Here is a 17,719-nt window from a genome sequence, read left to right on the forward strand (position 1 = left end):
TTATTTGTCAGTGCGTTTACCGCAATGGCTATTTAATTCTGTCTGTTCCGGTTTAATTAACCGTAAATCAGAAGTTGTAACTCTTACCGCTGGACGCATTAGGGGCGGCGTCGGGTAATTTGGTGGTGACTTGTTCAAGTTTGTTGAATTTTTTATCAGCAGCATTGAGTTTGTTTTTAAGTTTGCTGAATTCACCGCCGGTGACCTCGTCTTTAATTTCGGTCACTTCTTCTTGTACGGTGACCAATTCGGATTTAACTTCAGTCAAGGCTTCCTGAATTTCGGTCACGTCGGTGTCATTGGCTTGCAACTCGGAAATAATGGTCGCTTGCTCTTCAATCGTTTCCGCTTGCTCGTCGACGGTGTCTTGTAATTCGGCGACTGCTTCAACAATGGTCTGAATATCTTCATCAGAAAACTTGCGGCTGGAACTGGAAAATAAACGCGATTTTGGTTTTTCCGGTTTTTTATCACTGCCTTTATCGGCAAGGTTAAAAAGACTGCGGAATAATGCTTTCTTTGATTTTGGGTCTTTGGTCGACATATTTAATTCCTCGGTGTCGGCAACATCACTAATCACTAATGCTTCTAGTGCGCCGTAAAGTTTTCCGTTTTTATTTGCACTAAAGCGCATACGCTCGGTGCCGATGCTGGCCGGGGAGCTGGTGACGCCCAAGCCCTCAAGATAGGGTTTTCCGGTACCGCGAAAATTCAGGGTTTCGGTAGGCTCAATAGAGCAAAACAGCATTTGCCCGTTGCGGTTGGCATAGAGCAAATCCATACCAGGGCAAAGCCGGGCCTTTAGGCGCATCAAGCCATCTTCTACCTCGGCTTTTAATTCCTGGACTTCACCGCACGCGCCATACCAGCGTTCATGCTCAGGCCAAATCATGGCGGTATAGATTGCGGGGTCGTATGTTTCTGCCATATCGACCAGCCATTCCGCTGAAATTTCCCGACCGTCAACAGTCGCGCCCTCAGTCGCTATGCGAATAAAATTCGTTGTCAGTTGTGAACCGGACATAATTAACCTTTTAATTAATCGGTTTGGCGTGGTGATGGTATTAACTTCACTCAGTATTGCGGATTGTTTTTATTATTTCATTTATCAAACTTCTTATTCATTCGTAATAAATATGTATTGCGATTTATTGCGGTATTTAGTTGTCATTTTGAATAAATAAAGCCGCCATAATGAGGCATGACCAGAAAATCCAAATATCCAGAAGAATTAATAGGCGTTGCGCGTTCATTATATTTAAAGCGCTGGACAGCCCAAGAGATAGCCGCCGAGTTAAACCTTAATTCGACGCGGATAATTTACTATTGGGCGGATAAAGGCGGCTGGCGCAGTTTATTAAGTGAGGAAGATTTAGAATCTGTTATTAACCGCCGTGCGGCTGTATTGGTCGATAAGGCCAATAAAAATGATATTGAGTTAAAAGAACTCGATAAATACATTGATATGCACTGCAAGTTAATTGTCAGCCGTCATAAGCACACTGAAAAAATTCACGCCATGAATTTGGAGGCAGCGGCGCGCGGGATAACCGCAACGGGAGCCGGTGGCACCATTGAGGCGATCGCCAACGAGGGCGACGACAGCAGCAAAAAGAAAAGCGGCAAGCGTGGCGGGAAACGAAATAATGTGGCCGGCATTGTGGCGGCTGATTTTGATGAATTTGTTGATGGCCTGTATGACTATCAAATCACACTGCGGGAAGCGAAAAAGCACCGTAACCGGATATGGCTGAAATCACGCCAAATCGGCGCGACCTGGTACGCCGCATTTGAAGCGCTGGAAGATGCCATTTTAACCGGTAACAATCAGGCGTTTTTGTCAGCCTCTCGCCCTCAATCGCTTATTTTCCGGCGCTATATCATCAAGTTTGCTTTTGAACTGTTTGGCATTGAATTGACCGGCGACCCTATTGTGTTGAGCAATGGCGCGGAGTTTCACTTCCTGTCAACCAACAGCAACACCGCCCAGGGCTTTTGCGCCAACGTCTATATAGATGAAATTTTCCATCAGCGCGGATTTAGCGAATTAAAAAGGGTTGCCGGCGCGATAGCCACGCACACCCATTTACGCCGGACTTACATTTCAACGCCTAGCGCTAAAACGCACCAGGCTTACCCGTTCTGGACGGGCGACGAATGGCGCAAGGGTAAAAAGGCGCGGGAAAACGTCGATTTCCCGACCTTTGCGCAAATGGAAGCCGGGATTATGTGCCCGGATAGCCATTGGCGCTATATCACTACGGTCGAAACCGCTGTTGCTGATATGGAGGAAAAAGCCAAAGTCTATGGCGCTGCGGCCATTCTTATCAACCTGGAAGAGATACGGGAAGAAAACAGCGCAAGCGCCTTTAACCAGTTGTACATGTGCCAGTTTGTCGATACCGGTGATTGTGTATTCCGTTTCGACCAATTGGAACAATGCCTCACCAGCGTTAGTACCTGGGAAGATCACGACGTCAACGCCATGCGGCCATTCGGTAACCGTGAGGTGTGGGCCGGCTACGACCCCGCCCGCACCGGTGATACCGCTTCGTTTGTTCTGGTCGCACCGCCACAAGTGGACGGGGAGCCGTTCCGGGTACTGCATATCGAAACCTGGCACGGCTTCGCCTTTAAATACCAGGTAGGCCGCATCAAGGAGTACATGACCCGCTACAACATTACCCATATCGGCATTGATACCACCGGCATTGGCGGGCCGGTGTGCGAAATGGTGCAAGACTTTGCACGACGTGAAGTGACAGAAATCCGCTATAGCCAGGAAAGCAAAAACCGCCTGGTCATGAAGATGATCGACGTTGTCGAGCATAAGCGTATCGCCTGGGATATTGAGGATAAAGGTATTGCGGCCAGCTTTATGGCGATTCGCCACACCACCACCAAGAGCGGCGGCGGCATGACATTTGTTGCCGACCGTAGCGCCGACACCGGCCACGCCGACCGATTCTTTGCCATCGCCCATGCGGTGATAAACGAGCCAATCAACAACGAACGCAAGCGGAAATCCGGCTGGGCGGGACGTCTGACAGGAAAAAATAATGAGCAAACGCAAACAGCGCTACAGCGCCAGGCAGCAAAAATCCAATGCGCAAGTCATGCCGGCACGGCGTGGCACATTCAGCATCGTAACGACCGATACCCCCATGCCGATATTGACGCAGGGAACGCAGTATCACGAAATCTGGTACGACTCGACCGCCGAGCATTGGCGGCAACCCATCGACCGGCTGGCCCTGGCACAACTTGCCAACATGTGCGGGCAGCATGGCGGGGTTCTGTACGCCCGCAAGAATATGGTGGTCAGCGACTATGCCGGGGGCGGTCTGAGCCTGGGCGAAATGGGCCAGGCGGCTTATGACTTTTTGCTGTTTGGTGATATCGCTATATTGAAAGTGCGTAACGGTTGGGGGGATGTGGTGGATTTGGTGCCGCTGCCGGCGCTGTATGTCCGACGCCGCAAGGACGGGGATTTTTCGGTCTTGCAGAAAGGCCCGCCGCTTATTTACCCGGCGCGCGATGTGATTTTTTTGCGCCAGTACGACCCACAACAGCAGGTTTATGGCTTGCCGGATTATATCGGCGGGATGCATAGCGCCTTACTGAATACAGAAGCCACCATATTCCGGCGTCGCTATTACCATAACGGCGCACATACCGGCGGGATTATCTATACCACCGACCCCAATTTAAGCGACGAAATGGAAGAGGATATCGCGAAAAAAATTGAGGAATCCAAAGGGGTTGGCAACTTCAAAATGATGTTTATCAATATCGCGGACGGTGGCGAAAAAGGAGTGCAATTTATCCCGATTGGTGATGCCGGCGTAAAAGATGAATTCGCCAATATTAAAAGTATCAGTGCGCAAGACGTTTTGACCGCGCACCGCTTCCCCTCCGGCCTGGCGGGGATAATCCCGACTAACGGGGCGGTGATGGCAAGCCCGGAAACCGCACGCGATACTTATCGAAAAGATGAGGTTATCCCGCTTCAACGGATGTTCGCCAGTGCGGTGAAGCATGATCCCGAAATCCCGCCCCATTTGCACCTGCAATTTGAGGGGCTAAACAGTGATGGATTGCCACTGACCAAGCCGGCTGATAATGAGATTGTTATCACGCCAGGTGATGGGGCGTAACGTATGAGAAATAAGCGGCGAAAAGTGCTAAAATCATCTCAAGATGGCGGTTTTTCGGGGGATGGTATGGCGACAATCAAGGTTATTTGCACGGCGTGTGGTGCGCGGATGCATAACCGTAAATCAGTATGGCAAGCGCCCCAGCTTGCAAACCTGTATTACACCTGCACCAATGTAGAATGTAGCGAAACGAGCGTTTATGAATTAACCCGGTCACACACCGTCAGCCCTAGCGGCCTGGGTGATAAGGGATTGATTAAAGCACTGTTGGAGCGGCTGAGGCCAGATGAAAAGCAAATGGCCCTTAATTTGCTACAAGGTCAGCCAGGATAAGAGAAACCCGCCGAACGGCGGGTTTTTTGTGGCTGCAAATCTATTTGGCTGTTTTATACCCTAGTCCTATATCTGCCAGCCCACGAATAGCCGGACGGGCTAAAATAATCCTCTGGCAGGCATGAATTAACAGAAAGAACTCGTCATGCTCAGTCGGATGCTCGACCGGAAGCTGTAAATATTGATTCCATGCATCACCGAGCATTTGAGCAACTTGGTGCTCTGCGGCTAAGAGTGTGCATTCGGTATTGCTATAACTGATATCGGTCATTTCACTTATTCCTCGTCTGTTGTCTTGTTGTCGTCTTGATGCACTTTCATCAACTCCGAAAAGATCGCCAGGCGTTCGGGGGCCGGTAATGCCTGGTATTTCTTCGCCCATCGTTCGGCCTTGCGTTTAATGCGCTGCCGGTCGATATAGTCCCTTCCAGCGAATGCCGCGCTGTAGGCTTCACCCTCCGGGTAATTCATCCAAATTTTTTCTACTCTGACTCCGCCGCGTGTCATGACGGTAAATTCATAGGTGCGCCAGTCGCTTAATAACTCATCGTAAAGGGGGGAGGGATAGCCGGAAATCATGATATTGGCCGGTATATTTCGCAGGGTTTGAATCAATCGCTTATGGTCAGCAACCGTATACTCATGGCGATATCTTGCACTACTGGTGCGGGTTTCAGGCAAATAGGGTGGATCAGCGTAAACAAATACCCGGCCATTGCCGCTGTAATCAAACTGTTCAAGAAATTCCACTGCGTCACATTGTTTAAATAGGAAGTGTGGCACTTTTCCAGGGTGCCAGCGCCTGCGAGTTAACGTAAACGCATAAGCATCAATATCGATTCCTATTTCAATGGTGGCGCGCGGCTTATTAAACATCACTGCACCACTCCCCAAATGGGATTCGATATAAATTTCATGCGGCGGCATATGGGCGATAATTGCCTGGTATGCGCCGCTTGCGGCCTTACTACCTAAATATGAAACTTTTTCCACTGGTCGGCCCTCCATAGTTAAAAATATCTATGCTGCAGCTAATATTCCTATGGCCAACACAGTCATAACTGGCTGTGTTGCCTGGTAATCGGTACCGCATAGACAGTTATGTCTGTGCTCGATGTGTTTCAAACGTCTTAATTAACTTCACTTCCCCCTGATCCCAATGTTCCTGGTCTACTCGAACAGTCATTTTGTTGGGAAAAGTCACATTTCCACCCTTGGCTAACGCGCTGATTTGCCATTTTTCCAACATCCAGCCGCTACGCTGTGCCGCCTGGTCGATTTTTTGGCACATTTCAGGCGAAAGTATTGGCTCACTGACGGGCTGTGTTCGGGTTTTTACGTGCTCGTCGTCACCGCCAAACCTCGGCGGCGGTAATTTCCGCAACCTTTCGCGCATTTCCCTTCGTTGGGTGAACGATATTTTGTTGAAATCGCTTAGATCAGGCGGTGGAGTTGTCCGTTTTTTGCGCTGCTTCGGGGTTTCGTCGTCGGGGGTGGGGACAGTTATTGCCACGAGTCCGAGGGGCGATACTGCCGCCCCAATGTCAAAATCAAAACCAACGTCAACCCCAACGGCCTTGGTTTGGCTGTCGTTGCTATCAGTCTTGCGTACCATCTTCCAGTTATCGCTATGGATACAAACGCGTGAGCGCTCGCCCAGGCTGGGTGACCAGATGCCGTAGATTTTGGTGCCGAGTTCGCCGTAGTCATTGGGGTTTTCTGACTCAATGTAAGCGGTGCGAATAAGGTGGTTTTGGCGAGGTTCCAGCACACCGCCTTGTTTTAGGATGTAGGTCGCCATGCAGCCGGCATCTGCGGCGGCTAGCACATCGTCCATTGCTCTATTGGCTAGCACTTTTTTCCATAACCAGACTTTGCTTAATCCGGTTTTGTCTTTGGATTCGTCGGGGAGGGCGGCTTCCAACTTAATGGCTTTTGCTTCTGCCTTGCGGCGGAGCTGGCCGGCTAACATGCGCAATTCGCGGTAGACCTGGCGGGAGGGGATGCCAAAAAAGCGGAATTGCTGGACGCCGTGAAGAGAGGCCCAGGCAACAGCCCTTTCGGTATCGTCGCCCAACGGCTGGCCGGTTTCTTTACTGACAATTGGCTTACCGGTCGCTTTGTCCAACTTCCCTTTAAGGTTGCTGCCGCGCACGTTCTTACCCAGATACTTGGTTAAGTAACTGGTGATAGTGCCTTTGCTTTTGAGCACCGGCTTAACATCAAAACGGGGTTTAATATCCCGCCCTAACTCTTTACGATCTTCACGGATAGCAAAGTCCCGCATCACCTGGGTGATCGCGGCGCGGTCTTGTTTTTCCATGATGCACATTAAATGCCAGTGGACGGTGCCATCATGATGGGGTTCAGCAATACGGACGCCGTACCAACGCAAACCTAACCGGTTGAGTTTTTTCCTAATACCTGCGAAAAGGTTGACCAGGTAATCACTGCTTTCCTTGATGGTTTTTGTGCTCCATTTCGGGTTGGGTCTGCCATCTTTAAGCGTGGCGTGATACTTCGACGGGCAGGTGATGGTGTAAAACATCGCCTTATCTCCGCGCATTTCTGCCAGATTTTCTAAGCCCTTACAGGTGGTCATCATTTCGATATAGCGTAGATGCGGATTACTGGCGCTGGCGTTAACCACCTCTTCCATATCCATGACAAAACCGCTGTCATTAACCAGCTCATGAGCACGGATAAACTCAGTAGAACGCCGCCATTGTTCGCGCTGATAAACAAGCGCTTCCTGACTGATGTAAGGGGATGCCTTTTTGTGAACCAACATGACAGCGCGTAATTGCTCCTCCCGCCACTGACAACGTAAGCGCCACAGTCGGCCTTTCCACCAAGTCGCACAACGCAAACGAGCTAACGCACCGGGGATCAGGTCGAAAGGTATTTGGCCTCTGCGGCGTATTTTATCGTTGAGCGCATCCCAATTCGGCGGGGTGATTGATAGCTTTCGGGCTTCGTTAGCAACGGCGTGATAAACGCGCAATATCTGGCGAGGGGTGGCATTTTCGGCGGGCAGTGTTGCCATTTGGCTATCGAGCAACATATCCATGTGTGCCGCGGCCATTGTTGCCAGGGTGGTGACCTCTTTTTTATTGAGTTCGGCCAAATGGAGCAGGCCGTCTAATCTCTCACGGCTGGCAATATGGCGTAGTGCGACGGTTTGTTGCTTTCCTCTCATGGCGTCCAGGCGTGACAATGCTTTCTCAATAGTTCCGTTTAAGAATGCATTGGCTCGCTCGTCACACTGTTCCCGGCGTAAGTAATCAATACGTCGCTGTAATGGCTGGCGAATAAATTTAGGCTGGCTGGTGAGATTTGTCTGAATCTCTAAAGCGGGGTTGCTGCCTTCAGCTTTTTTTGATTCAACCAGGCGCGCTAAAAAGAGTTCTTTCCTGTCCTCTGCCTCTTCAAAATATTCAATCCACCGCTGACGTTTTCCCCTGGCCTTGCGTTCGTCCTCGGTCAACAAAGCGTCAGTGGCCGCTTGCAGGTCTTGGCGGTAAGCATCAATGACCCGCGCCAGTGGGCTGGCTTTGGGGAAGCATTCAATATCCAGCAGTGGGTTTATGCTGGCATTGGGTTTATTCCAAGAGTAAACCCCGGCAAACGTTTCATCGTTTCCGGGGTAAGGTTGTGACGGGGTGGGCTGAGTTCTGCCGCGTTGGTTGGTCATTGCTGAATACGGTTGCCGGGGGTTGGAATTCGGCGTACTCGGTAATAGACAATTTGGTAGACGGCACTGACTGGAATTTCCATCTTGTCTGCGATAATCCCAGGCTTTACACCTTCATCATAAAGCGCACGACATAGCTCTACATCATGATCGCTGTGTTTGGAGTTGCGGTTGCGCTCGCCAATCGCTGACGGATTTATTCTTTCAGCAAATGCCTTTTGTTGAACAGCCTTGGGTGTTCGCCCCAGGCGATTGGCAATATCCCGATATAGTGTTGTTTTGACGGTCTCGCGCAGATAGGCCACCTCATCCGGTGACCAGGGTTTGCAACGACATGAAGTCAGGTCATTAAGAAATGCCTTTCGCCGGACGGCTGGCACTGATCGAGCTAAGTGATTGGCAATATCCCGATATGGGGTTGTTGAGATGTTGTCACGTAGATAAGCCAGTTCGGCTGGCGTCCAGGGCTTGAGGTTGCGCAATGGGGTTGTCATGATTTTTTCGACTCACTGTAGGTGATTGCCCCAAAAACCATGAGAAGCACCGCGATAATAACGAGCCATAATGCTAAGCCGCCCCAAAATGGCGCAGTAACCCACCACCATGACCAATTGATATAACCCATTAATTTTAATGTGATGAAAATAAGCCCAAGGGCTATTACGGGTGTTATTTTCCAAGACTTGCTTTCTTTGCTCATTTTTAATTCCATTATTTAGATGTAAAAAATCCCCGCCACCAAGTGGCAGGGTGATATGTGTTTATTTCTCGTCTGACGGTCGTTTATATTCGTCAATATTCAGCAATACACGCAAAGCCATTGCGGCGGTTTGTATGGCTTCCTGACGAATAGCTTCCTTATCACCATTGTTATAATGGTATTCAATGGTCGCCTTCATTAATTCGCCGGATTCCTCAGTGAGAATAGATACGGCATGAAGGGCATCTGTCGGCCATTTGGGGTGTATTTCGGATGCACGGACAGCTTCATCAATGATTTCGGTTAAAATAAACCGATACCGCCCGCGTATGAGTAGCCCGGCGCGGCGGTTAGTCAGCGCACTTAATACATCGGGGGCGGGAAAATAGTTGGTGAAGATTTCACGCCTTGCGGCGTCAAAGATATCTTCTGTTGGTTCCGCTTTGGGTTGTGCCTTTTGAAATGCTTCCGCTGTGCGTAAGGCTTCTTTGCGGTCGATCTCGGTTTTATTTATGATGGCAACGGCTTTGTCGGTAACTATGTCAATATCCATGCCACTGTGAAGTAGACCACGTCCGACATCTGTAGTAGCGATGGTTTCAATAATTGTCTTCCAGCGTGCACGGTAGCTTTTAGTTTCGGCTTGCATGGCGGTGATAGTGTTTTCTTTTAACTTTGCTATTTCACCCCGCAATTTAATGGCTTCACTATTAAGACGACAGATTTCAATGCCAGCAGTAGTTAAATGCTGGATGGAATGCCGCGCGAGATCTGGGCCAATAAAAAGTACCTCAAGGGCTTTGAGATGCTCAGTGACAAAAGTCAGCCCTTTAATTGCGTTAGTAGTATTAATATGAGTAGCCATTATTGAGCCTCTTTATTTTCAGTGGATGAATTAGCAACGGGTTTAACTTCTGATATCCAACGGGATAACTCTTTAAATACATCTTCTTTAGAAATATTGGCTTTATTTAATTTAGCTAGTTTGTTTTCTAACCTTTCAAGCAACATCAAACGTTCAGAAAGGCGGGCATTATTAAAATGCCCCACCAGTTCTATGTCGTTTAGCTCGTTTGTTAATTTTATCGGTGCAACAGCCATTCTTATTACCCCGCCTTTAGATAATGGAGATCCCGACGCAGTAAAGCGCCTGTAAATTTCAGGTGTTTATTTAATTACTTTTATTATCCAGTAATGGATCACAATCTATATAGGTGATCCGTTCCGGTAATAAACTGGTCGATGCCCTCCATCTGTTCAGTGCATCAACTAAATTTTTCTGCTCTTGCGGTAGCAGCTCCTTAAACGCTAATCCATGTCTGGCCCTTGGAATATCTGCCAGATAGTAAATGGCACCCTTCATTTTTGGGTCTGTCTCGCCCATTTCATTAATCAGTGCCGGAATAATTCCCTGGTGTTTTTTGTTGGGGAATAAGCACCAAATTTCAGCCGTATGCTGTAGGCCGTGCTGACGCTCTTTTAATGTCAGCGGTACCGCGCGGGCCTCTTCGGTGTTTGCCATACATCCCCCTACGCAAATATTCCCATCAGACGCGCCCACCAACGGGGTTTAGCCCTAGGCTTTGCCATGAATGGAGTGCGGCAATTTCTGATAAAAAAGACTTTGTTTGCATTTGGTTGGAAGTGACGGCCATCAGGGGTTTCTAACCAACCGCGATAATGAAAGCGGCAAGTTACTTGGCCTCGGTTGACCTCTTGGCCGTTAACTAACATTGCAGCCAGTGACGGACATTGATTAGCTGTCATTTGTGGGTTCCTCTGCGTGTTCAGGGAATTCCTGCGGTGTTACGCAGTCTTTGAGCCAGCGATTGGCAACAGTGCGAATCTGCTCGGCGTCTTGGCTGCCAACATAGGAAGCGGCACCGGCTAAATCCAGCAATTGGTTAGCGGCCCAAACTACTTCCGAATAATTATTTGCAGCTTCCCATCGGCCACTAGTAACGAAAGTCTGTCTATATTTGTATCTCGCTAGTACCTGATTGGCAGCGATCGAGAACGGTAATGGTTGGCTCATAATTGTTCTGTCCGTATTAGCGAGGCAGTTTTTCAAAGACTGCCGCTATTTCTTCTTTGGTTGCATAACCAGTTACACCAAAGAACAGATAGCCGGCCATTTCGCCATTATCGAAGTATCGGCGGCGATGAATTGTGACTCTATCGCCCAGGGTAGAGGGGTTTATTGTTTCGCTGTCGCTGTATTCTTCGGCTGTAGGGCCAGCGTCTTTGGATGGAATAAGGGCGGCTGTGATATCGTCAAAAGTTGCATCTGTATAAATTGTTAAGCCACCTTTGCAGTTTATTTTTCTTTTCCCATCACTTTTAAATACTGAATTTACGATTTCAGTATTGAGGATTAGATAATCATTACCGCTCTTTATTTTTACAAAATTGGACATGCAGAAATCCTCGCTAATAAATAAAGATAAAACCCTTTCGCAAATTGCTTTATTTGAGGGAGGGCTTTATCCCCTCATTTTATACAACCGGTCAATGTAATCAGTTGCTTGCGCCAGTGCGTCAAACTTGCCGTAAGACTCATCACCCTGGCGAACGTGGTAACGGGTGATCGGGTTTCTTTTATTGCGCTTCAACTTGGTAATTGAAAACCCACGGTAAGCACTGGTGTGATCACTGATAACAGTCAGTGCGTGGATTGATTCATGCATGAGCGTTTGTAGGCTAATGATGGGGTCATAGTAGAACGGCATCATTTATACCTTTAGCCTTAATGCTTCCTGTGCTTCTTCGTAAGCCTCAAGAAATTCATAAACCATATTTACCTGGCGTTCCCGGCCAGGCTTGTTTTTGGTCAATGTCAGTTTCCCTTCATTGGCTTGCTGTTGGATGGTGCGGACGGTCTGGCCCGTAACTTCTGCATACGCGGACAGGGTCAATTTTGGATAAGGGAGGCAGAAAACTACCGGACAATCCGGCATTTTTACTATTACTGGCTTGGTGCTTCGAGTGCTCATGACTTATCCTCTTCGATCACATTCGGATTTATTCGGACTTATTAAGATTCAAGGTCATCTTTTGGCGACCTTGTAGAGTGGAGATTAGTCGCTAAATGATGACCTCGTCAAGTGCTTATGGAAAAAAATTAAGAGACATGCGTTTAGCTGAGGGGATAACCCAGCAGCAACTATCTGAAATTGCAGGGATAGGCTTAGGAACAATCAAAAATTATGAAACCGGTCAGAGAGATGCGGGGATTAAGGTAATTGAACAAATCTTAGCGCTTCCAATTTTTGAGAAATACGCACTCTGGCTAATGACTGGGAAAACGTCAGAAGCTGCCGGACAAATATCACCGGCTCTCTCCCCTGATGGGCCAAACAACACATCCGACCACCCAAACGACCAGAAGGTTGGCTAACCGTCTATAAAATATACATTTCTTGGGGTAAAGGCGGGATTTGTTCAGAACGCCTTGCATGGTATGAAAGTTAAGGAGTGCTAATTAAATGGAAGAGATTCATTTTGTTTATGTGACGACAAAAAACAAAGTTGCGGCTTATACGCTGAGCAGTCCCGGCCTGCATGGGAATTACCTACAGGGCTATTGTAATACCCGTGGTGGTTATAGAACGTTCATCGCGGAGCGGGTTATTGATTTTTTTGAAACATCTACCGAAGCAGATAGTTATGTAGCGGAACTACTCGATACTGATTTCAGTGATTTTTCTTTTGAAGGGAGAACGGTATCTAACCCAAATAGGAAGAACTACACCAGATATGAATCCCCAGGCATGTATCAACCTCTTGATTTCAGCGGAGCATTAGAAATTTGTTTTACGGGCTTCAAAAAAGCGGATAAGGAAAGACTTTCAAAGTTAGCGGCTGCGGCTGGCATGATTGTTCGTAATGACATCACTGTAAATTTACATTTGCTATGTGGTGGATATAACGCTGGCCCTAAAAAGCTGGAAGTCGCCAGAAAAAAAGGCACGATGATAGTTAGGGAATCTGAATTACTCACTCTACTAGAAACGGGTGAACTTCCAGACGATTATGACGATAAGTAAACTTGAATCTGGTCAGTATCTTGTTGATGTGCGGCCACAAGGGCGCAACGGAAAACGGATGCGTAAACGTTTTGATACTAAATCAGAAGCGCAGCAGTATGAGCGGTGGCTTATTGCCACGCAGAATAATAAAGATTGGATAGAGAAGCCGGCAGACCGCCGCCTACTGATTGAGTTGATAGAGTTATGGTGGAAGTATCACGGCCAAACTCTAAAGGCTGGGAAAGATGATTATCAGCGGCTTAAAAAGTTAGCCGATGATATGAAGAATCCACGCGCTGACCAGGTTACAAAAAGTTCTTTTGCAGACTATAAAGCGGCCCGCCTATCTAGCGGGATTAGCCCCAGCACAATAAATAGAACTCAAATGATATTGAGTGGTGTATTTAGCACTCTTATAGAGAGCGGCCACTACCATAGCCCGCACCCTCTAAAGGGGGTCGGTAAGATTAAAAAGACTGAAAGTGAAATGTATTTCCTTTCACGACCAGAGATTGATTTGTTACTTAAGAGTTTTGATGGTGACAATTTGAAGGTAATCAAGCTGTGTTTGGCTACTGGTGCACGCTGGGAAGAAGCGGCGGAGTTAACAAGCGCATCAGTAATTAAATATAAGGTGACCTTTAATAATACGAAGAATGGCAAAAATAGAACTGTTCCAATATCGGCGAAACTGTATAAAGAGATTTATAAGTCGGAAGGGGGGCGTTTATTCCGGCGGGTTGATTACGATTTTGTGAGAGAAACGCTACGGGCCGTTATTCCCTCCTTACCAGTAGGGCAATCGGTGCGGGTGTTTCGGCATACGTTCGCAAGCCATTTTATGATGAATGGTGGCAATATTTTGACGCTGCAAAAAATACTCGGTCATAGCAATATCCAGCAAACTATGACCTATGCACACTTTGCCCCAGATCATTTACAAGATGCTGTCAGGTTTAACCCACTGGAGCAGTAGGTTAATATTGTGGAGTTCCGCGCTACTGCTAGAATGAAAAAGTATAGGTTCGATTTTGCAGGTGGTGAGTGCAATAGGTAGGCGAATGTCGGTTTGATTGTGATCCACATTTTGCCCAAATTGGTTGGATTAGTACGGATTTGTGCAGATTAGTGTTACATTAAATATCATGGTGTTAGGTGGTTGTTGTTGATATATAAGGTTGTGTGATGACACCCGTTGATGTCGTCGCCGAACGCGCCGGCCAACCTGTGCCAGATATCGTAAGCAAATTGCTCGAGCTGGAGTTAGCAGGGTGGATCGCAGCTGTACCCGGCGGCTATGTCCGATTAAGGAGGGCAGGCCATGTTCGACGTTCTAATTTACTTATTTGAAACTTATATGCATAACGAGTCGGAAATGCTTGTTGATCAAGACAAGATTACTGACGATCTTGCACAAGCAGGTTTCTATCGTGAGGATATCAACAACGCCCTGAACTGGTTAGAGGCTCTGGCTGACCTACAAGATGGGCAGAAAGCACCTTATCTCTATGCCGCTGACCCGCAAGCACTGCGTATTTATACGGCAGAAGAGTCTCAACGTCTGGATGTTACTTGCCGTGGTTTTATCCTGTTTCTTGAACAAATTCAGGTATTACACCTTGATACTCGTGAGATGGTTATCGACCGTATTATGGCATTGGACTCGAATGAGATTGATCTGGAGGATCTCAAGTGGGTTGTGCTGATGGTGCTATTTAACATTCCGGGTTATGAAAGCGCTTATCAACAGATGGAAGAGTTACTTTTTGAAGTCAATGAAGGTTATTTGCACTAAGTGGTAATATCACGGGTAAATAACTTTATATAGAAGGCGTTATGACAAAAATAGTTCCTGCCAAGGATAATGGGTCGTGTCCGGAGTGCGGATCGGCGTTAGTCATTCGCAGCGGCGGTCATGGCCCATTCCTTGGTTGCTCAAATTATCCAGGTTGCCAGTACATGCGCCCATTGAAAGCGCAATCTGATGGTCATATCGTGAAAGTTCTGGAAGGGCAGCATTGCCCTGAATGCGGTTCGGATATGGTATTACGGCAAGGGCGTTTTGGTATGTTTATTGGTTGTAGCCAATATCCACAATGTGATCATACCGAAGTCATTGATAAACCGGATGAAACATCGATCGACTGCCCACAGTGTGGACAAGGAAAATTGCTACAGCGTAAATCTCGGTTTGGAAAAGTCTTCCATGCCTGCAATCGTTACCCCGATTGCCAATTTACAATTAATCAGCAACCCATTGCGGGAGAGTGTGCTTATTGCCACTATCCATTGTTAATGGAAAAGAGAACAGCACAAGGCGTAAAACGTTTTTGCGCCAGTAAGTTATGCGGGAAGGCAGTCGTCAGTGAGTAATAACAACGTGAGTAGAAATGAGAATAGAACCGCTTTGTCGCATGTGTTGCAGGCATTGCAGCAAGAAGAGGTTATTGCCTATCCGACAGAAGCTGTTTTTGGTTTAGGCTGTGACCCTGATAGTGAAAAAGCAGTAAATGCTTTATTAGCATTAAAACAGAGACCATGGCAGAAGGGGCTGATTCTGATTGCTGCCAATTATGAACAGCTAAAACCGTATATAGATGACGCGGCACTCACTGATTCACAGCGAGAGACTATTTTTTCCGTTTGGCCTGGGCCGGTAACTTGGGTCATCCCTGCTCGTCCTGAGACATCGCGCTGGCTAACGGGCAGTTTTGATTCATTGGCAGTGAGAGTGAGTGATCATCCACTCGTACAGCAACTCTGTTCCCAATATGGCAAACCTTTGGTTTCAACCAGCGCTAATTTAAGTGGCCAAGAACCATGCCGCACAACTGAAGAAGTCAGAATACAGTTTGGCTCTTCTCTGCCAATGCTGGCTGGTTTGGTTGGTGGGCGTTTGAATCCATCTGAAATTAGAGATGCACTAACCGGTAAACAATTTCGTCAAGGATAGGAAATAGCATGGATCAGAAGTTCGCAGTGTTTGGTAACCCTATTGGGCACAGTAAGTCGCCAAGGATCCATGCGCTCTTTGCTGAGCAAACCGGTATTGAACATTGCTACGGTATGGTTTTGGCCCCGAATGAAACCTTTGAAGAGACATTAACGTCTTTTTTTGCAGGTGGGGCGATAGGTGCAAACATAACGACACCGTTTAAAGAACGTGCTCACGCGAAGTGTGACGAATTGACAGATCGTGCGTCACTAGCGGGAGCCGTGAATACGATTAAGCAATTAAAAGACGGGCGTCTGTTGGGTGACAACACCGATGGCATTGGCTTACTCAGTGATCTTGAACGACAGCATTTGATCCAGACGGCTGATCGTATCTTATTGGTAGGTGCTGGTGGGGCGGCTCGAGGTGTGATCCTTCCTTTACTTTCATATGGCTGCAAAGTCGTTATCACTAACCGGACTTATGCACGCGCGCAGCAACTTGCAGAAGTATTCCATCATTTAGGGGATATAGATGCTATCGAGATGCAAGATCTGAGTGGGCAGCCCTTTGATTTAATCATCAATGCGACAGCTTCGGGTATTCATGGCGAAGTGCCAAACTTACCTATGGATATTATTAGCCCACAAACTCGCTGTTACGATATGTTCTATCAAGCGGATACTACGCCATTTCTAGCGTGGAGCACGCGTTTGGGGGTGACAAGCTATGCCGATGGTTTGGGTATGCTGGTGGGGCAGGCCGCGCATGCTTTTCAGTTGTGGCATGGTGTCATGCCTGAAATTACCCCTGTATTAAATCAGCTGCGCGATGAGCTAGCTAAATAGAAAGATATGAACAATGCAGGGAGAAGGTATAGCTCATTCCCTGCATCAGAAATTAGCTTCTATTTGGTCTCTGCCAAATAGTCATCTTTCCAGCGCACATAGTTACCGGCAGAATAAAGCAGGCCTTCTAATTCAGCAGGTGTTAAAGGGCGAACTTGCCTGGCTGGGCTACCCATATAAAGGTGGCCACTAGCCAATCGCTTGCCAGGGGAAACTAAACTACCTGCTCCAATCATTACATCATCTTCTATGACCGCGCCATCTAGCACAATAGAACCCATCCCCACTAATACCCGATTGCCAATAGTGCAACCGTGAAGCATAGCTTTATGCCCGACAGTCACATCTTCGCCAATAATCAGCGGGTTTCCCTCGGGATTATGCTCTGAGTGATGGGTAACATGTAACACGCTACCATCTTGAATATTAGAACGTGCACCAATACTCACCTGATTGACATCACCCCGAATGGCGACTAACGGCCAGACACTGACATCATCACCCAAAACAACATTACCAATGATCACACTGGATCTATCGATCATGACGCGTGCACCTAGAGTAGGTAAGTAATGAAGATAGGGGCGAATAGCATCAGACATAATAATAGCCTCTTTATAAGAAAGTACTTTACCGGCAATACTAGTCTTTGCTGATGGAATTACAACCAATTGAGCGCGGTGATCGCCGTGAAAACACAGCGGATCGACCAAGATCTGCACGTAAGGAGTGAAAAGTATTCAAACAGGAAAAAAACACGAAAAAAGAGTTGTGCAAAAAATTCGACTCCCTATAATGCGCATCCATCGAGACGGCACACAACGAATCAAGTAGTTAAGTGACCGGCAAAGAGAACAGAGAAATTCAACGAAATTAAATGTTGACTCTGAATGAGGAAAGCGTAATATGCGCACCTCGCGTTACCAACCAAGTGTTGCTAACGCACTGCTCTTTAACAATTTATCAGACAATCTGTGTGGGCACTCGCAAGACGATATCGAAGCCTGTTTCGACAGGCAGAAGA

25 protein-coding genes and 1 pseudogene are annotated in these 17,719 nt (G+C 47.5%); 11 read left to right on the forward strand and 15 right to left on the reverse strand.

What is annotated here, in order from left to right; translation table 11 throughout:
• Positions 1-67: 67 nt before the first annotated feature.
• On the reverse strand, positions 68-1,024 hold the full coding sequence (locus FTB31_RS13605; protein WP_219643406.1) for a GPO family capsid scaffolding protein: 957 nt from the start codon (positions 1,022-1,024) through the stop codon (positions 68-70).
• 177 nt (positions 1,025-1,201) lie between these two features.
• Here FTB31_RS13605 and FTB31_RS13610 point away from each other — a divergent pair, with 177 nt between their 5' ends.
• The 3 genes from FTB31_RS13610 (at position 1,202) to FTB31_RS13620 (ending at position 4,490) form a co-directional block, all read left to right on the forward strand.
• Positions 1,202-3,379: a terminase large subunit domain-containing protein gene (locus tag FTB31_RS13610; RefSeq protein WP_320407166.1), complete on the forward strand. Its 2,178-nt coding sequence runs from the start codon at positions 1,202-1,204 to the stop codon at positions 3,377-3,379.
• Positions 3,273-4,157, forward strand: a complete 885-nt coding sequence (locus FTB31_RS13615; RefSeq protein WP_320407167.1) for a phage portal protein — start codon at positions 3,273-3,275, stop codon at positions 4,155-4,157. Before FTB31_RS13610 ends, FTB31_RS13615 begins: the two co-directional genes overlap by 107 nt.
• A gap of 66 nt (positions 4,158-4,223) precedes the next feature.
• Entirely contained in the window at positions 4,224-4,490 is a 267-nt protein-coding gene (locus FTB31_RS13620) for an ogr/Delta-like zinc finger family protein (RefSeq protein WP_227731470.1), read from the forward strand.
• Positions 4,491-4,530: 40 nt separating this feature from the next.
• On the opposite strand, the gene FTB31_RS13625 is transcribed toward FTB31_RS13620, so the two are convergent.
• From FTB31_RS13625 to FTB31_RS13685, 13 genes are all read right to left on the reverse strand, one after another.
• Entirely contained in the window at positions 4,531-4,761 is a 231-nt protein-coding gene (locus FTB31_RS13625) for a hypothetical protein (RefSeq protein WP_227731471.1), read from the reverse strand.
• Positions 4,762-4,766: 5 nt separating this feature from the next.
• On the reverse strand, positions 4,767-5,417 hold the full coding sequence (locus FTB31_RS13630) for a DNA adenine methylase (RefSeq protein ID WP_227731484.1): 651 nt from the start codon (positions 5,415-5,417) through the stop codon (positions 4,767-4,769).
• Positions 5,418-5,589: 172 nt separating this feature from the next.
• Positions 5,590-8,184, reverse strand: a complete 2,595-nt coding sequence (locus tag FTB31_RS13635; protein WP_227731472.1) for a replication endonuclease — start codon at positions 8,182-8,184, stop codon at positions 5,590-5,592.
• The gene (locus FTB31_RS13640; protein WP_227731473.1) at positions 8,181-8,678 is read right to left on the reverse strand and encodes a hypothetical protein; all 498 of its coding nucleotides are present in this window, start codon (positions 8,676-8,678) and stop codon (positions 8,181-8,183) included. The genes FTB31_RS13635 and FTB31_RS13640 overlap by 4 nt, the downstream gene beginning before the upstream one ends.
• A complete protein-coding gene (locus tag FTB31_RS13645; protein WP_227731474.1) occupies positions 8,675-8,884 on the reverse strand; it encodes a hypothetical protein in 210 nt (69 codons plus the stop codon). The genes FTB31_RS13640 and FTB31_RS13645 overlap by 4 nt, the downstream gene beginning before the upstream one ends.
• 61 nt (positions 8,885-8,945) lie before the next feature.
• The gene (locus FTB31_RS13650; protein WP_227731475.1) at positions 8,946-9,749 is read right to left on the reverse strand and encodes a hypothetical protein; all 804 of its coding nucleotides are present in this window, start codon (positions 9,747-9,749) and stop codon (positions 8,946-8,948) included.
• Positions 9,749-9,985 carry a hypothetical protein gene (locus FTB31_RS13655; RefSeq protein ID WP_227731476.1) on the reverse strand — a complete coding sequence of 79 codons (237 nt, stop codon included), beginning with the start codon at positions 9,983-9,985 and terminating at the stop codon, positions 9,749-9,751. Before FTB31_RS13655 ends, FTB31_RS13650 begins: the two co-directional genes overlap by 1 nt.
• Before the next feature lie 70 nt (positions 9,986-10,055).
• Positions 10,056-10,406, reverse strand: a complete 351-nt coding sequence (locus tag FTB31_RS13660) for a DUF5347 family protein (RefSeq protein ID WP_227731477.1) — start codon at positions 10,404-10,406, stop codon at positions 10,056-10,058.
• 8 nt (positions 10,407-10,414) lie between these two features.
• Complete coding sequence (locus tag FTB31_RS13665; RefSeq protein ID WP_050917237.1) at positions 10,415-10,651, reverse strand: phage filamentation protein Fil family protein; 237 nt, start codon at positions 10,649-10,651, stop codon at positions 10,415-10,417.
• Positions 10,641-10,919 carry a hypothetical protein gene (locus FTB31_RS13670; RefSeq protein WP_227731478.1) on the reverse strand — a complete coding sequence of 93 codons (279 nt, stop codon included), beginning with the start codon at positions 10,917-10,919 and terminating at the stop codon, positions 10,641-10,643. Before FTB31_RS13670 ends, FTB31_RS13665 begins: the two co-directional genes overlap by 11 nt.
• A gap of 16 nt (positions 10,920-10,935) precedes the next feature.
• Entirely contained in the window at positions 10,936-11,301 is a 366-nt protein-coding gene (locus FTB31_RS13675; protein WP_227731479.1) for a hypothetical protein, read from the reverse strand.
• A 66-nt stretch (positions 11,302-11,367) separates the two neighbouring features.
• On the reverse strand, positions 11,368-11,571 hold the full coding sequence (locus FTB31_RS13680) for a hypothetical protein (protein ID WP_227731485.1): 204 nt from the start codon (positions 11,569-11,571) through the stop codon (positions 11,368-11,370).
• Positions 11,572-11,616: 45 nt separating this feature from the next.
• Positions 11,617-11,877, reverse strand: a complete 261-nt coding sequence (locus FTB31_RS13685; RefSeq protein WP_219656031.1) for a hypothetical protein — start codon at positions 11,875-11,877, stop codon at positions 11,617-11,619.
• A gap of 95 nt (positions 11,878-11,972) precedes the next feature.
• On the opposite strand from FTB31_RS13685, the gene FTB31_RS13690 reads away from it, so the two are divergent.
• The 8 genes and pseudogenes from FTB31_RS13690 (at position 11,973) to aroE (ending at position 16,695) form a co-directional block, all read left to right on the forward strand.
• Positions 11,973-12,281 (forward strand): helix-turn-helix domain-containing protein, encoded by a 309-nt coding sequence (locus FTB31_RS13690; RefSeq protein ID WP_227731480.1) that lies wholly within the window; start codon positions 11,973-11,975, stop codon positions 12,279-12,281.
• A gap of 88 nt (positions 12,282-12,369) precedes the next feature.
• The gene (locus FTB31_RS13695) at positions 12,370-12,930 is read left to right on the forward strand and encodes a BRCT domain-containing protein (RefSeq protein ID WP_052489973.1); all 561 of its coding nucleotides are present in this window, start codon (positions 12,370-12,372) and stop codon (positions 12,928-12,930) included.
• On the forward strand, positions 12,917-13,888 hold the full coding sequence (locus tag FTB31_RS13700) for a phage integrase (protein ID WP_227731481.1): 972 nt from the start codon (positions 12,917-12,919) through the stop codon (positions 13,886-13,888). Before FTB31_RS13695 ends, FTB31_RS13700 begins: the two co-directional genes overlap by 14 nt.
• 200 nt (positions 13,889-14,088) lie before the next feature.
• A pseudogene (locus FTB31_RS13705) lies at positions 14,089-14,262 on the forward strand (DprA-like winged helix domain-containing protein); the annotation flags it as partial.
• The gene (locus FTB31_RS13710; protein ID WP_005166401.1) at positions 14,234-14,707 is read left to right on the forward strand and encodes a DUF494 family protein; all 474 of its coding nucleotides are present in this window, start codon (positions 14,234-14,236) and stop codon (positions 14,705-14,707) included. The pseudogene FTB31_RS13705 and the gene FTB31_RS13710, both read left to right, overlap by 29 nt.
• A 41-nt stretch (positions 14,708-14,748) precedes the next feature.
• Positions 14,749-15,285 carry a DNA topoisomerase family protein gene (locus FTB31_RS13715; RefSeq protein ID WP_077174963.1) on the forward strand — a complete coding sequence of 179 codons (537 nt, stop codon included), beginning with the start codon at positions 14,749-14,751 and terminating at the stop codon, positions 15,283-15,285.
• Between the two features lie 7 nt (positions 15,286-15,292).
• On the forward strand, positions 15,293-15,865 hold the full coding sequence (tsaC, locus tag FTB31_RS13720) for an L-threonylcarbamoyladenylate synthase type 1 TsaC (protein ID WP_227731486.1): 573 nt from the start codon (positions 15,293-15,295) through the stop codon (positions 15,863-15,865).
• 8 nt (positions 15,866-15,873) lie between these two features.
• Positions 15,874-16,695, forward strand: a complete 822-nt coding sequence (gene aroE / locus FTB31_RS13725; RefSeq protein ID WP_227731482.1) for a shikimate dehydrogenase — start codon at positions 15,874-15,876, stop codon at positions 16,693-16,695.
• A gap of 59 nt (positions 16,696-16,754) precedes the next feature.
• On the opposite strand, the gene FTB31_RS13730 is transcribed toward aroE, so the two are convergent.
• On the reverse strand, positions 16,755-17,297 hold the full coding sequence (locus tag FTB31_RS13730) for a gamma carbonic anhydrase family protein (protein WP_005174588.1): 543 nt from the start codon (positions 17,295-17,297) through the stop codon (positions 16,755-16,757).
• Between the last annotated feature and the right edge of the window lie 422 nt (positions 17,298-17,719).

The sequence above is a fragment of the Yersinia proxima genome (genome assembly GCF_902170785.1).
In the GTDB taxonomy this organism is placed as follows: Bacteria; Pseudomonadota; Gammaproteobacteria; order Enterobacterales; family Enterobacteriaceae; genus Yersinia; species Yersinia proxima.

Bases quoted from the DNA above. Each gene is read 5' to 3' on its own strand.
- FTB31_RS13640 (WP_227731473.1), bottom strand. From the start codon at position 8,678: ATGACAACCCCATTGCGCAACCTCAAGCCCTGGACGCCAGCCGAACTG.
- FTB31_RS13690 (WP_227731480.1), top strand. From the start codon at position 11,973: ATGATGACCTCGTCAAGTGCTTATGGAAAAAAATTAAGAGACATGCGT.
- FTB31_RS13610 (WP_320407166.1), top strand. From the start codon at position 1,202: ATGACCAGAAAATCCAAATATCCAGAAGAATTAATAGGCGTTGCGCGT.
- FTB31_RS13670 (WP_227731478.1), bottom strand. From the start codon at position 10,919: ATGAGCCAACCATTACCGTTCTCGATCGCTGCCAATCAGGTACTAGCG.
- FTB31_RS13630 (WP_227731484.1), bottom strand. From the start codon at position 5,417: ATGCCGCCGCATGAAATTTATATCGAATCCCATTTGGGGAGTGGTGCA.
- FTB31_RS13645 (WP_227731474.1), bottom strand. From the start codon at position 8,884: ATGAGCAAAGAAAGCAAGTCTTGGAAAATAACACCCGTAATAGCCCTT.
- FTB31_RS13665 (WP_050917237.1), bottom strand. From the start codon at position 10,651: ATGACAGCTAATCAATGTCCGTCACTGGCTGCAATGTTAGTTAACGGC.
- FTB31_RS13615 (WP_320407167.1), top strand. From the start codon at position 3,273: ATGTGCGGGCAGCATGGCGGGGTTCTGTACGCCCGCAAGAATATGGTG.
- FTB31_RS13605 (WP_219643406.1), bottom strand. From the start codon at position 1,024: ATGTCCGGTTCACAACTGACAACGAATTTTATTCGCATAGCGACTGAG.
- FTB31_RS13685 (WP_219656031.1), bottom strand. From the start codon at position 11,877: ATGAGCACTCGAAGCACCAAGCCAGTAATAGTAAAAATGCCGGATTGT.
- FTB31_RS13700 (WP_227731481.1), top strand. From the start codon at position 12,917: ATGACGATAAGTAAACTTGAATCTGGTCAGTATCTTGTTGATGTGCGG.
- FTB31_RS13715 (WP_077174963.1), top strand. From the start codon at position 14,749: ATGACAAAAATAGTTCCTGCCAAGGATAATGGGTCGTGTCCGGAGTGC.
- FTB31_RS13655 (WP_227731476.1), bottom strand. From the start codon at position 9,985: ATGGCTGTTGCACCGATAAAATTAACAAACGAGCTAAACGACATAGAA.
- FTB31_RS13730 (WP_005174588.1), bottom strand. From the start codon at position 17,297: ATGTCTGATGCTATTCGCCCCTATCTTCATTACTTACCTACTCTAGGT.
- FTB31_RS13625 (WP_227731471.1), bottom strand. From the start codon at position 4,761: ATGACCGATATCAGTTATAGCAATACCGAATGCACACTCTTAGCCGCA.
- FTB31_RS13660 (WP_227731477.1), bottom strand. From the start codon at position 10,406: ATGGCAAACACCGAAGAGGCCCGCGCGGTACCGCTGACATTAAAAGAG.
- FTB31_RS13680 (WP_227731485.1), bottom strand. From the start codon at position 11,571: ATGCATGAATCAATCCACGCACTGACTGTTATCAGTGATCACACCAGT.
- FTB31_RS13635 (WP_227731472.1), bottom strand. From the start codon at position 8,184: ATGACCAACCAACGCGGCAGAACTCAGCCCACCCCGTCACAACCTTAC.
- FTB31_RS13675 (WP_227731479.1), bottom strand. From the start codon at position 11,301: ATGTCCAATTTTGTAAAAATAAAGAGCGGTAATGATTATCTAATCCTC.
- FTB31_RS13650 (WP_227731475.1), bottom strand. From the start codon at position 9,749: ATGGCTACTCATATTAATACTACTAACGCAATTAAAGGGCTGACTTTT.
- FTB31_RS13710 (WP_005166401.1), top strand. From the start codon at position 14,234: ATGTTCGACGTTCTAATTTACTTATTTGAAACTTATATGCATAACGAG.
- FTB31_RS13620 (WP_227731470.1), top strand. From the start codon at position 4,224: ATGGCGACAATCAAGGTTATTTGCACGGCGTGTGGTGCGCGGATGCAT.
- aroE (WP_227731482.1), top strand. From the start codon at position 15,874: ATGGATCAGAAGTTCGCAGTGTTTGGTAACCCTATTGGGCACAGTAAG.
- FTB31_RS13695 (WP_052489973.1), top strand. From the start codon at position 12,370: ATGGAAGAGATTCATTTTGTTTATGTGACGACAAAAAACAAAGTTGCG.